This is a genomic window from Candidatus Phytoplasma citri, assembly GCF_002009625.1.
Lineage (GTDB): Bacteria > Bacillota_I > Bacilli_A > Acholeplasmatales > Acholeplasmataceae > Phytoplasma > Phytoplasma citri.
Genome location: NZ_MWKN01000047.1, coordinates 1 through 12,773, shown reverse-complemented (window position 1 = coordinate 12,773; position 12,773 = coordinate 1). Strand labels below are relative to the sequence as shown.

10 protein-coding genes and 6 tRNA genes are annotated in these 12,773 nt (G+C 24.3%); 15 read left to right on the top strand and 1 reads right to left on the bottom strand.

Annotated elements, in window-relative coordinates; translation table 11 throughout:
* Positions 1–105: 105 nt before the first annotated feature.
* The 9 genes from B2G44_RS01640 (at position 106) to smpB (ending at position 3,246) form a co-directional block, all read left to right on the top strand.
* Positions 106–182 (top strand) — tRNA-Met (locus tag B2G44_RS01640).
* Positions 183–211: 29 nt separating this feature from the next.
* Positions 212–288, top strand: a tRNA-Ile gene (locus B2G44_RS01635).
* Between the two features lie 11 nt (positions 289–299).
* Positions 300–390: transfer RNA gene (locus B2G44_RS01630), tRNA-Ser, on the top strand.
* Between the two features lie 22 nt (positions 391–412).
* Positions 413–489 (top strand) — tRNA-Met (locus B2G44_RS01625).
* 8 nt (positions 490–497) lie between these two features.
* A tRNA-Asp gene (locus B2G44_RS01620) sits at positions 498–573 on the top strand.
* Between the two features lie 5 nt (positions 574–578).
* A tRNA-Phe gene (locus B2G44_RS01615) sits at positions 579–654 on the top strand.
* Between the two features lie 42 nt (positions 655–696).
* Positions 697–1,983, top strand: coding sequence for a hypothetical protein (locus B2G44_RS01610; RefSeq protein ID WP_078123110.1), 1,287 nt, complete (start codon positions 697–699; stop codon positions 1,981–1,983).
* A 63-nt stretch (positions 1,984–2,046) separates the two neighbouring features.
* On the top strand, positions 2,047–2,571 hold the full coding sequence (locus tag B2G44_RS01605; RefSeq protein ID WP_078123109.1) for an inorganic diphosphatase: 525 nt from the start codon (positions 2,047–2,049) through the stop codon (positions 2,569–2,571).
* A gap of 225 nt (positions 2,572–2,796) precedes the next feature.
* Positions 2,797–3,246, top strand: coding sequence for an SsrA-binding protein SmpB (gene smpB, locus B2G44_RS01600; protein ID WP_078123108.1), 450 nt, complete (start codon positions 2,797–2,799; stop codon positions 3,244–3,246).
* Between the two features lie 97 nt (positions 3,247–3,343).
* Here smpB and B2G44_RS01595 read toward each other — a convergent pair whose 3' ends face one another.
* Positions 3,344–3,814, bottom strand: coding sequence for an Hsp20/alpha crystallin family protein (locus tag B2G44_RS01595; RefSeq protein ID WP_078123107.1), 471 nt, complete (start codon positions 3,812–3,814; stop codon positions 3,344–3,346).
* 420 nt (positions 3,815–4,234) lie between these two features.
* On the opposite strand from B2G44_RS01595, the gene rpsT reads away from it, so the two are divergent.
* The 6 genes from rpsT to B2G44_RS01565 all read left to right on the top strand — a co-directional run bounded on the left by rpsT (position 4,235) and on the right by B2G44_RS01565 (position 12,736).
* Positions 4,235–4,495 carry a 30S ribosomal protein S20 gene (gene rpsT / locus B2G44_RS01590; RefSeq protein ID WP_078123106.1) on the top strand — a complete coding sequence of 87 codons (261 nt, stop codon included), beginning with the start codon at positions 4,235–4,237 and terminating at the stop codon, positions 4,493–4,495.
* Between the two features lie 86 nt (positions 4,496–4,581).
* Entirely contained in the window at positions 4,582–5,862 is a 1,281-nt protein-coding gene (serS, locus tag B2G44_RS01585) for a serine--tRNA ligase (RefSeq protein WP_078123105.1), read from the top strand.
* 63 nt (positions 5,863–5,925) lie between these two features.
* Entirely contained in the window at positions 5,926–8,043 is a 2,118-nt protein-coding gene (locus B2G44_RS01580; RefSeq protein WP_078123104.1) for an ATP-dependent metallopeptidase FtsH/Yme1/Tma family protein, read from the top strand.
* A gap of 78 nt (positions 8,044–8,121) precedes the next feature.
* Positions 8,122–9,018: an RluA family pseudouridine synthase gene (locus tag B2G44_RS01575; RefSeq protein ID WP_180372471.1), complete on the top strand. Its 897-nt coding sequence runs from the start codon at positions 8,122–8,124 to the stop codon at positions 9,016–9,018.
* Between the two features lie 138 nt (positions 9,019–9,156).
* Positions 9,157–10,851, top strand: a complete 1,695-nt coding sequence (gene argS / locus B2G44_RS01570) for an arginine--tRNA ligase (RefSeq protein ID WP_078123103.1) — start codon at positions 9,157–9,159, stop codon at positions 10,849–10,851.
* A gap of 226 nt (positions 10,852–11,077) precedes the next feature.
* Positions 11,078–12,736, top strand: coding sequence for an ABC transporter substrate-binding protein (locus tag B2G44_RS01565; RefSeq protein ID WP_078123102.1), 1,659 nt, complete (start codon positions 11,078–11,080; stop codon positions 12,734–12,736).
* The last annotated feature ends 37 nt before the right edge of the window (positions 12,737–12,773 follow it).

Here is a 12,773-nt window from a genome sequence, read left to right as displayed (position 1 = left end):
GAAAGAAGAAAGTAATTTACTAGGTTTGGACGGGGGCTGATTGTAAATAAAACAGCAAATAAAAATCGCTGCATAAAACGCAATTAATCTATCCGTATTTTTAGAGGCGGTATAGCTCAGTTGGCTAGAGCACTCGGTTCATACCCGTGAGGTCAGGGGTTCAAATCCCTTTACCGCTACCATTAAATTTGATATTTAATGATATGAGTATGGACCTGTAGCTCAGCTGGTCAGAGCCACCGGCTCATAACCGGTTGGTCGTAGGTTCGAATCCTACCGGGTCCACCAAAGCATATTTTGGAGGAATACCCAAGTCCGGTTGAAGGGGCCAGTCTTGAAAACTGGAAGGTCTACAAAGACGCGGGGGTTCGAATCCCTCTTCCTCCGCCAATTATTTGTAGTATTTAAAGATCGCGGGATAGAGCAGTTTGGTAGCTCGTCGGGCTCATAATCCGAAGGTCGTAGGTTCGAATCCTACTCCCGCAACCAAATTTTATGGTCCGATGGTGTAGTGGTTAACATGCTTGCCTGTCACGCAGGAGATCGCGGGTTCAATTCCCGTTCGGACCGCCAATTTTGGCTCTGTAGCTCAGTCGGTAGAGCAGTGGCCTGAAGAGCCTCGTGTCGGCAGTTCGATTCTGCCCGGAGCCGCCATAATAATTTTATTTTTGATTAGAAGAGAGTCTAAAATTAAATTTGAAGTCAAAAATATTTTTTTTGCATCAAAATAATAATAAATATTTATTTTGTAAATTTATATTATTTTTAGTTTCAATATTATTAATTATTAATATTAAATTTTTGTTGGTTAAAGCGATGGAAAAATCATCAGAACCTTTAGAAACTATCGAATTAACAACATTTTTGGATAAATCAGAACTTAAAAATTTTCCTAATTTAAAACCTTTTTTAGCTAATCAAAATGTCGATGAAACCGAAATATCTACATTATCTGATAATAATAAAGCTGAAATGGAAATTTCTCTATTATCTCATGACAAGTCTTTGCCTAATCAATTTTTTTTACTTAGTTGTAAACACGATTTAGGTTCTTTTTTTTCTAAACGAATGAGATTGTTTTATGCTTTAAAAAATGTTAGAACTGTTCCTTGTGCTTCTTTTTTTGAATGGTTTAATTTTAAACAAATTTTATTTGGTACTTTTGATGCTAATTTATCTAAGATAAATTGTTTATTTAAGTGTTTAAATTTATCAGGCATTAAAGAAGAATTTATCGATGATAAATATGAAAAAGTTTCGTTGGTAGCTTTAGATTTTTATCGTTTATTAAAAAAAAATCCTAATTTAGGTTATTTTTATTTATCTTCTCAAGATTTAGATAAAGCAATTTCTGTTAATATTTCGTTTTGTAATTGTCAAGTTAAAGGTTATTCAGTTTTAGAATTAATTCATGAAATTATTAATCTTAGAGATGAAAATTTTGATGTAGATAATTTCCGAAAACATTTAGTTATTTATATTAAACATTTAATGGAAATTTCTGATTCTGATGAAGAATCGATGAAAGTGTCTGTTAATAATTTATTAGAGAAAATTCATGAATTAAGTGATATTGATGAATTAGATCGTAATTTGTTATTTAATGTTTTATTAAGTTTTAGTCGCGTATTTATTCCAAGTCTTTTTGAAGTTAATTATTCGATTAATACTCAACGTATAAAACCTTTATATGAAATGAATTTGGATATTACAAATGATGCAGGACATAAGACTTTAGGTTTTTTATTTAAATTAGAAAAAAATGAACAATTAAGTGATTTTTATTTAAATTTTTATGAAATTTTTCAAGATGAAAATAATATTGAACAAATTAAACCTATCGATCATTTATTAATTTTAAGAACAGATAAAAAACAACAAATTTTTTATAATTCTTTTTTTCATCATTTAAATATTAATGTTTTATATAAGAAAACTTTATCAATACATAAAAAAGCTTTTTTTAATGCTCGTTTGGCTTGAGTAAACAATAAATAAAAATTATAATTAATTGATGCTTAATAAAATTAAAATGGTAGGTATTGAATGGATAATAACTTTAATTTAATTAGTTCTGATAGATTATCAGGTCATAATTTTTTAGTTTTTATAGAAATTGTTCGTGGTAGTAAAAAAAAATATGAATTAGATAAAGAAACTGGTTATTTAATTTTAGATCGTTATTTAAACACAGCTTTTGTTTATCCGGCTAATTATGGTTTTATTCCTTTAACTTTATGCGACGATAATGATCCTTTAGATGTTTTTGTTTTAACTCAAGAAATTTTAGATCCAATGATATTAGTTGAATGTCGTCCCATTGGAGTTATTCGTATGTTAGATAATGGTCAACAAGATGATAAAATTATTGCTGTTCCTGTAAAAGATTTGATGTTTCAAAAATATGTTAATTTATCAGATATACCAAAATTTTTATTATCAGAAATAGAACATTTTTTGTTACATTATAAAGATTTAGAACAGAAAGTTATTAAAATTCAACAAATAGAAGATTTTCAAGAAGCAGTATTCATTGTTGAAAAAGCTTTGTTAAAATATAGTAAAAGATAACAAAATTAATTTGTTTATCTTTGATATTTATTTCTGAATAAAAAATGATATAAATATTTTATTGAAAGATTATTGATAATTTATATTATAACGAATATATAGGTTTTAAATATTGAATTTTGTATATAATAATAAAAAAAATATAAATCAATTTATATAATTTTTTTTAATAATTGATATTTTTTTTGGTTAAATTTCGATAAGTAATATTTTTTTAGGTATTTTATGAAACAAAAAATTATTTTTAATAAAAAAGCTAATTATGATTATTTTTTGGATAAAAAGTATTTAGCTGGTATTCAACTTTTAGGTAACGAAGTGAAATCCATTCGTTTAGGTCAAGTTCATTTAGATAATTCTTATGTTTGTTTTGATAATAATGAATTATTTGTTATTAATATGAAAATTACTAAATATTCTTGTAGTAATGATTTTGATTATATCGATAATAGAAAAAAGAAACTGTTACTTAAAAAAAAAGAAATTTTACAAATTAAAAATAAAATAAAAACTCATAATTTTGTTTTAATTCCTGTTAAAATATTTAATCAACGTAATTTGTTTAAGTTAGAAATCGCTTTAGCTCGTGGTAAAAAAAAATATGATAAACGTCAAGATTTAAAACATAGAGACGAATTAATGTATACAAAAAAAATTTTAAAAGAATTTATTTAAATTAATTAATTTGAAATAAAAAAATCTTATATAAAAAAATAAAAAAATTCAAAAACATAAATTTTTGAATTTTTTTTATTTTATTTTTTTATATAAATTATTTTAATTGTACAAATTCTTGATTTGGTTGGATTTGTGTTTTTTTACTAATTTTAAGTGTTAATAATCCGTTTTCTAATTTACCTTCAATATCTTTTACGCTAGTTAAGTGTATAAAGTTATAATTAAAGGTGCGTTCTATTTTGCCATAAAATCTTTCTTGATATAATATTTCGCAATCAGAACAATTATCCATTGAGCAACAAAAATCATTTGAGGAATTATTTTCTTTTGTAGAATCATTTTTATTTACAGATTGTGATTTTTTTGTTTGTGGACAACGATTATCTGCTTCAATAGTTAAACGGCCTTCATTAACGGAAATTTTCACTTGTTCTTTAGTAAAACCTGGTAAATCCATGATAAGTAAATAATAATCTTTGCAATCCCATAAATCAGATTTAGGTAATCTTTTATCTAAATCTAAAATTGTTGGAATAGATAATAAATCTTTAATTATTGATGACATACTATCTTGTATATCTCCTTATCATTAATTTTATAAATAAATTTTTAATATAAATTTATATAATTAAATTTATTTATTTTAATAAATTTTTCATTTTTATTCTAACAAATTTTTTTCTTTAATTCAATAATATTTAATAATGTTATAATAGGATATGTATACGTTGAAATATGTTTTTGTTAAATTTAATATTTTCATTATAGATAAAAAAATTAATTATATTTTTCTCTTTTATCTGGAGAAATATTTTAAATAAAATTTAATGATTTTATATAAATATTGAAAACAAAAACTAATAAAAAACGAATGTTATTAATATATAATGTAGCATAGACGTTTTTTCAATTCGAAAAAAATTTTATAATTTTAATAATGAAAAAATATTTAAATAATCTAAATTTAAAAAAGGAATTTATGTAAATGGCAAATATTAAACAACAAAAAAAAAGAATTATTACTAATAATAAACGTAGATTACGTAATAGTGATTTCAAATCGTCTACTAAAACTTATTTTAAGAAATTAAAAAATGCTAAAGATTTTCGTGAAGCTTCTGTATATTATAGTATAGTTTGCAAAAAATTAGATAAAGGTTTGTCTAAAGGTATTTATGTAGGAAATTATGTAAACAGAAAGAAAAGAAACGCCGCTATTACTTTGAATAATATATCCATTAGTTAATTTATATCTTTGTTTATGAAAAAAATTAAATTTTTATTAAAAAAATTTATTTAATTAATCGATAGCACAAAGAGGTTTTATAAGTCGTGTTAGATATCAAATTTATACTTAAAAATATAGACTTAGTGAAGAATAAATTGAAAAATCGATTTGTTAATGAAGATTTATTGGACCAATTAATTGTTTTATATAAATCTAAAAATCAACTTTTACAAAAAATCGAAAGTATAAAATATTTCAAGAATCAATCTTCTCGTCCAAAAATTAATAGATCATTGATTAATCAAAATTCAGAAAGTATTCTAGATGATAATATCCATCATGAAGAAAATTTAAACAAATTACAAAACAGTTTAAAGATACTTGAAGAAAAATTTATTAATATTTTGTATTGCTTACCTAATATTCCTCACGAAAGTGTTCCAACGGGAGAGAGTGAAGCTGATAATATAGAGGTATGTCATTCTATTATTAAACCTCGTTGCTATGATTTTGTTATCAAAGATCATCTTCAATTAGGGGTAAGTTTGAATATTTTAGATTTTCAAAAAGCTTCTAAAATTGTTGGTAGTAAATTTGTCGTTTTAAAAGGATTAGGAGCCTGTTTGGAAAGATCTTTAATTAATTTTATGATAGATACTCATGTGTCTAATAAATATTTTGAAGTAATACCGCCTTTTATAGTGAATCAACAATCTATGTTCGCTACAGGTCAATTGCCTAAATTTTCTCAAGATGTTTTTAAATTACAATCAAATAAGTATAATTGGTATTTAAATCCGACAGCTGAAGTTCCTACTATTAATTTGCATCGTCAAGAAATTTTAGATATTAAAAAATTACCTATTAAATATGTTAGTTACACTACTTGTTTTCGCGAGGAAGCAGGATCTTCTGGTAAAAACACTAAAGGAATTTGGAGACAGAAACAATTTAATAAAGTTGAATTAATTCAATTTGTAGAACCAGAAACATCTTATATGGTTTTGGATAATATGTTAAAAGATGCTACTGTTATTTTAGATAAATTACAATTACCTTATCGTATTATGATGTTATCCACTGGTGATTTAGGTTTTAGTATGAGTAAAACTTATGATATCGAAGTATGGCTACCTAGTCAACAAAAGTATTGTGAAATAGCTTCTATTAGCAATGCGGAAGATTTTCAATCACGTAGAGCTAATATTAAGTTTAAAACGCATTTACAAGATAAAGGTAAATTGGTACATACTTTAAATGGTTCGGCTTTAGCTATAGGTAGAACTATGGCAGCGATTTTAGAAAATTACCAAAATCAAGATGGTAGTGTTATTGTGCCTAAAGTTTTACAAAAATATTTAGGAACAGATATAATTAAAAATTAATTATTATTAAAAATCATTCTTGAGACATAATATAAAAATGTTATAAAAAAGGAATAATAAATTATGATCGATTTTTACAAAAAATATTTTCAACATATTACTATTTGGCATTTGATAGGTATTATAGGATTTTTGGGAGTAATTATGTCTATGCATAATATATTTGACCAAATTATGAAACAACCTAATCATGTTATGGAATTGATAAATGTTTTAGAAAATCCGAAAAAGAATGTTAAAATTAAAGAAATTAAACCAAAAATAGTTCGTAGTATACCGACTTTATATGATTTACAAGTTAAAATATTAGATACTTCTGATAATTTTGTAGGTAAAGAAAAAATAATCACATATTATTCTGTATCTGATAAAATTTATCATAAAATTATCGATATTATTGTAGACAAGTCTCAAAATGATTCTTCTTATCAAAAAATTTTAGATAATCCTCATACAGATCCTCCTTATTTAGGATTTGGTCCTTTAGTTGATGCTATTGGTTTTATTTTGCCATTAATTAGTTGTTATTTATTATATTCTTTATTCAAATCTACTACTAATAAATTTTTTGAACAAATGGGTGAAAAATATATTGGTAAAAAAGATCAAGCCGATTTACTAAGCAATATTACTTTTAAAAATATAGCTGGATTTTCTGAAGAGAAAATCGAGATGCAAGAAATTATTGATTTTCTCAAATATCCGAAAAAATATAAAGATATGGGAGCCCGTATTCCTAAAGGGGTTTTATTATCTGGACCTCCTGGTACTGGAAAAACTTTATTAGCTAAGGCTGTAGCGGGAGAAGCGGGAGTAGCTTTTTTTGCGACTTCTGGATCGGAATTTGTGGAAAAATATGTAGGAGTAGGGGCTTCTCGTGTGCGTAATTTATTTCAAAAAGCTGCTCAGCATTCTCCTTGTATTATTTTTATTGATGAAGTAGAAAGTTTAGCTCATAAAAGGGGTACTCGTAGTTATCATTCAGAACATGATAATACCTTAAATCAATTATTAGTAGAATTGGATGGTTTTAACTCGAATACAGAAATTATTGTTATAGCTGCTACTAATAAACCCGAAATGTTAGATTCAGCGATTTTAAGACCCGGTAGATTTGATCGTCGTTTTACTATTAATTTACCAAGCGCAAGAGATCGTAGAGCTATTTTAGAATTACATGCTAAAAATAAACGTTTTAGTCCAGAAGTTAATTTAAATGAAATTGCTGAAGAAACTATTGGTTTTAGTGGAGCTCAATTAGAAGGAGTTTTAAATGAATCTGCTTTATTAGCGGTACGTCGTCGTAGTTTAACTATAGAACCTCAAGATGTTAATGAAGCTATTGATCGTATATTAATTGGCTCTACACGTAAAAAAGATTTTTTATCTAAAAAAGAAAAAAAATTAGTGGCATATCATGAAGCGGGTCATGGTGTTTTAGCTGTTGTTTTAGATAATATCGAAAAAGTTCGTAAAATTACTATTATTCCGAGAGGTTCTGTTGGTGGATATAATATTATTTCTCCTGATAGCGAAAGTTCTAATTTTAAGTCAAGAAAAAAATTAATTATTAATATTGCGATCTCTTTAGGTGGTCGAGCTGCAGAAGAAATTTTTTTAGATGATATTTCTAATGGAGCATATGCTGATTTCGATCATGCTAGTCATATTGCTAGAACAATGGTAATTAAATATGGGATGAGTAAAGTAGGTTTAGTTCAATTTAGTCAATCTGAAAGAAATTTTTCAGATTCTAAAGCTTCGGAGATAGATTTAGAAGTGAAAAATATTATTAATGAATGTTATCAATTAGCTAAAATAACTCTTTTAAAGCATAAAAATTTTGTAAACAATTTGGTTAAATATTTATTAAAAATAGAAACTTTAGTCACTAAAGATGTTTCGGAAATATATTTAACAGGTAAATTGAGTTGGTTTGATCAAGAACAAAAAGAAAATTTAGGGCATTTACAAAATCAAAATGATACTCCTGGAGCCACATCTAATGATACATTTAATGAAAATATAGATGATTTATCAAATCATAATGATACTCTTGGAGAATCTTCTAATGATAAATTCAATAATTCTGATGTTATTAATAATAATGAATCTTCCGATGATATTTCTGATAATAAAAAAACTAAAAATGAAGATTTATCGAAAAAATCTAATAATTAATAATAATATTTATTATGAATTAATGTTAGATTTATATAAATATAATTAAGAATTTATTATTTTTGGGACTTAGGTTTTATGATAAAAAAATTTATTGTAGAAACAAAATTTAATGGAGTTCGTTTAGATGATTTTGTTACTATTAAAATTGGGTTGACTAAAAATCAAGTTCAAAAATTAATTGCTCATTATCAAGTGTTAGTTAATAATGCTTTAGTTAAAAAGAGCAATCTTTTAAAGAGTCAAGATATAGTCACGATAAATTTATCTACATTAATTGAAAAATCTAATTTTTTATCTCCTATTAATTTGAATTTAGAAATTATTTATGAAGATCAATATTTAGCTGTTATTAATAAACCTGCTAACTTGATAGTTCATCCTTCAGTTAGTTTTCGGGGTGTTACTTTAATTAATGGTTTATTGTATCAAATTAAAGATTTTATTAAAATGCCTTTGAGCGAACGCATGGGCATTATTCATCGTTTAGATAAAGATACTACAGGTTTGATTTTAGTAGGCAAAACAATAGAAGTAGTTGAGAAAATGCAACAATTATTACAAAATAAAGGTATTACACGAATATATTATGCTTTAATTGAAGGTTTTTTAGATCAAAAAGGTACTATAATTTTGCCTATTAAAAGAGATCATCGTAATCCTTTGAAAATGTCTGTAGCCTCTCAAGGTAAAATAGCTATTACACACTTTAATACTTTAAAAAAAATTAATAATTATTCTCTTTTAGAAATTACACTAGAAACAGGACGTACTCATCAAATCCGTGTGCATTTAAGTTATTTAAAGCATCCTGTTATAGGGGATAATTTATATAATTCCAAAAAATATTCGGTTTCGTCTCAACTTTTACACGCAAAAAAATTATATTTTAATCATCCTTGGACAGGAAAAAGATTACAATTTGATATTCCTTTGCCTCAAAAATTTAAGGAATTTATTAAGTTTTTAGAATAATTTTTTATTGAAGAATTAATTATATTTAAACTATCATGATAGAGGATATTTTAAATATAATTTTCTTTTTTTCAAATATAATATTAACTTTAATATTAAATTAAATGATTTTTTCAAAAAAATTAGGAGAATTTTTTTATGTATTTGCAAAAAGTGCAAACCCAAATCACTAATATTTTAAATGCAAAATTTAATATTAAGTCTATAGTAAAATATTATGATAAAGATTTATTATGGGATTTTTATTTGCCTTTATTTATCTATCAGAAACAATGGAATAATGATTTATTAAAGATCTTTAATGATTTTAAAAAAATTTTATTAAGTTTAACAGAAGTATCAGAAGTTCACTTTGTTAATGGCTTTTTAAATATTAAATTACAAAGAGGTTTCATTAGTCAACAAATTTTAAGTTCAATTTATGAATTATCTTCTGATTATGCTCGAAAGTCTAGTAATAATCAGGTGGTTATTTTGGATTATTCTTCTCCTAATATTGCGAAAAATTTTTCTATTGGGCATTTACGTTCAACTATTATCGGTAATGCTTTAAAAAATATTTATCGTAAGTTAGGTTTTATAACTATTAGTATTAATCATTTAGGAGATTGGGGCACTCAATTTGGCCAAATGATTTTAGCTTATCAAAAATGGGGTAAAGAAAATTTAATTTTGAATAATCCTATTGATGAATTGCAAAAACTTTATATTTTGTTCCATAAACGAGCACAAAATAATAATATTCTTCATTCAGAAGCTAAAAATATTTTTAAAAAATTAGAAGAAAAAGATGAACAAATATTTAAATTATGGCGTTGGTTTCGGCGTATTTCTTTAAAAGAATTTCGAAAAATTTATAAATTATTGGGTATTTCATTTGATTTTTATATAGGGGAATCTTTTTATCACCAAAAAGCTTTGCGCTTAGTTAAAAATTTATATCAACAAAAATTAATTATTTTTGATCAAAAAGCCTATATTTTTCCTTTAAAAGATATACCTTCAGCTTTAATTCAAAAAGATAACGGTAGTACTCTTTATTTAACTAGAGATATAGCTTGTTTACTGTATCGTGCTCAAAAATTTAATTTCCAAAAAATGTTATATGTGGTAGGCAATGAGCAAAAATTACATTATCAACAATTAATTGCAATTATGAAACAAATGGGATATGATTTTGATATTCAACATGTTAATTTTGGTTTAATTTGTTTAAATAAAATTAAAATTTCTACTCGAAAACATCAAGATTATAAATTAATAGATATTATTAATCATGCTCGAAATAAGATTGAAAAAATTATTAAAGCAAGAAATAAAAATTTATCTAGAATAAATATAAATAAAATAGCAGAAAAAATTGCTATTGGTGCAATTTTTTTTAATGATTTAAAAAATGATCGTCATTTAAATATCGATTTTAATTTAGAAAATATGATTCAGTTTGAAGGTAATACAGGACCTTATTTGCAATATACTTTGGTACGTTTAAAATCAATTATGATCAAAATTCAATTTAATATTAATTTGAATGAATTAAATTGGTCATATTTAACTAATTATTTCCAAAAGGATTACTATTTTATTATTGTTAAATTGTTAGATCATTTTCCTGTTATTTTAGAAAAAATTATTAAAAATAATATGCCTAGTTTATTAGCTCGTTATTTATTTAAATTATCAAAATATACTAATTATTTTTATGAACAAGAAAAAATTTTAAATTCTGATTCGGAATTAAAAAAAGGACTTATTGTATTAATTAAAAGTATTTGTATAGTTTTAGAAGAAGGATTAAAATTATTAGGAATTCCTATTATATTGCAGATGTGAAGTTATTGTGATAATATAAGTTATGAATCTATAAAAATTAATTAAAAATTAATTTATATAGATAAATGGTTATTTGTAGCATAGAGTGGTATTCGGGTATATTAATTTTTAGTTATAAATATTTTTTAGTTTAAAAACATTTAATAAAAATATTTATATTATTTTATTAAATTTTTTATTTTTTAAAATTTTGTAAATTAATAAGGGAAAAAATTGTAAAAATAATATGATTTGGATTTTAATTGCTATTTTTTTAGGAAGTTTAAGTATCTTTTTATTAATATATTTTCGGTTTTTGCAAAATAAAAAAATTATTACTTTGATAATAAGTATTTTTATTTTAATAATATTATCATGGACTATTTTAAAACATTATCATAAACAAAATAATGATTTACATGAAAAAAATAAACATAATAAACATATTTTAACTTTAGGTTTGACAGTTCCAGTACAAGATGGTTTCGGTATATTCGGACAAGGATCTAATACAACTATTAATAGTTATATTCGGGATTTGTTTCATGAATATTTGATAAAAGCATATCCTTCGAAAGAAAATAATTATTATGCAAAAAATTATAAACCTCGTCTTCTTGATGCTATGCCTTTAAAACAAACACAAGGCGAATTCAAAGGATATTATAAATGTAATTTGATACCAGGAATTAAATTCCATAATGGACGCTTATTAACTAATCAAGATATTGTAAATAATGTTATTTATAATAAAGAAAAAGGCGGTGAACATTCCGGGTTTATTCGAGATATCAAATTAGATAATAATGATAAAAATTGTTTTTTTATTCTTTTTACGGATGATCAAGATCCTTTAAATTATCATCATTTAAGCAAAGTTCCTATTATTTTGTTTGAAGGAGAAGATTCTACAATTCCTAATCGTCGAATCGGTTTGGGTCCATTTCAATTAAAAGAATTTGATAATAATAATATTAAATTAGAACGTTTTAATGATTATTATAAAAAAAATGATTATATTGAAAGTAATATTCGACAAATAAAAGCTTGTTATATTCCTGATATTCAAACTATAAATATGCATCTTAAAAAAGGTGATATTGATGTATCTTTTGTTGCTCTTGATAAAACTTCATCAAAAGATTTATCTCGTCATTCTGATTTGCAAATTATTAAACCAGAATCACTTATTATGACCTATTTATTTTTAAATTGTCAAAAATTATCTTTAGAAGAACGTCGAAGTATTGCCGAGGCATTAAGTCCAGAACAAAAACAAAAATTTTTAAATCAATTAGGTGAAGATTCAGCACGTTATCAAGTCGTTAATAGTGTGTCAGATTCTCGTATGATGGGTTATTTAGCGGAACCTAATTTCGATAATTCTTGTCAAAGTCAAAAGCCTGGTTCTGATAAAGAGATAATGTTTTTTAGTATTAACGCAACATCTCCTATATCTTATCGTTATGCTAGTCGTATTACTGATTTTTTACAAAAAGAAGGTTTCAAAATTAAGCATGAGGTTAGAGAATTAAATGAATTAGTTAATAAAGGAGAAAAAGGTGAATTTGATATTTTAATGATTTCGGAAAATTTTGAAGATATCACTCCTTATTATGTTTTAAATTATTTTTTTGGTCCTAAAGAAAAAGGAGGCTCTATGAATTGGCATCAATTATCAGATAATGTAGAAATTTTTCAATATTTAAATGATTTAAAATCCAATTCTGATGAACCCGGTTACGATCAAAAAGTTCGTGATTTCCATCAATTTTTATTTAATAAATATGCTATTATCCCTTTGTATTGTCAAAAATATTCTGAAATAGCTATGCGTAAAAATGTAGTTAATCTTGATATTAATATAATTGGAAATCTTGATATTACTAAATTACGTAAAATTTAAATTCGCTAAATTTTGAAATATAAATTTTTTAATTTTT